The following is an 821-nucleotide window of genomic DNA, read 5'->3' on the forward strand; positions in this document are numbered from 1 at the left end:
CTGGAGTTGTTTCAGATTGTAGAAATGATGCTTGTTTAAGGTTCTGAGGCTGACAGTTGATCAAGGTTTTGGCACTTCGATCGAGATAGGAGTTTTTCCAAAGTTGGAAGGCCGACGATCGTTCAAGGTGGTGAATGTGACGGTTGATGAATGCTCTGGCTCAACGATTGAGGCTGGTGCTTTTCAAGGTTGGAGAACTGACGGTCTTTGAAGGTTAGTGCGGTGACGGTGACTGAGGGTTTTTCTGGGCGATCAAGGTTGGTGTTGGGGAAGGTTACGGAGACGATCGTTTTTTGGGGTAGGAATTGTCCAGCAAAGGGACAACCGGATATGCTAGCTTGCATTAATCCTGAGTTGCTCAAAGCCTTGTTGCTCAAGGTTTCTGTGCCTAACCCATCATTCCCAATGGACAACCGTGGAAAACGTGAGTTGGGGTGCTGAGGCAAGAGGAATATCGGCTGCCAGTGACTTCAGGCCGTTGGGCTGCAATCTTGGGCACTGAGTTAATTTAAAGATAAAGCCCGCAGCGAGATTAGAAATTGAGCTTTTGATTTCTCCACTGCCTCAGATTCAATCCCAAATCCATTGAGTTAATTTTTCTGGTCAAGGCAAAGATTACGAAAAGTATTGCCTGATTTATCCTGCTGCTGCGATCAATACAATTTTGTCAGATTTGAAATCTCTACCTCAGATTACTGCTGCTGATATTGGTGCAGGGATTACGAACGACATTGTCACTCTACCTACTCACCTGACCAGATCTTCATAGCCTGCGACCTTTACCTCTACTACGACAGTCGCCATCCCCTCTGGTACAAGCG

1 protein-coding gene is annotated in these 821 nt (G+C 46.4%); it reads right to left on the reverse strand.

Features of this window, described 5'->3' with window-relative positions; translation table 11 throughout:
* Positions 1-122 precede the first annotated feature (122 nt).
* Positions 123-413, reverse strand: a complete 291-nt coding sequence (locus NZ772_19425; GenBank protein ID MCS6815728.1) for a hypothetical protein — start codon at positions 411-413, stop codon at positions 123-125.
* Positions 414-821: the final 408 nt, after the last annotated feature.

This window comes from Cyanobacteriota bacterium (genome assembly GCA_025054735.1).
Lineage (GTDB): Bacteria > Cyanobacteriota > Cyanobacteriia > SKYG9 > SKYG9 > SKYG9.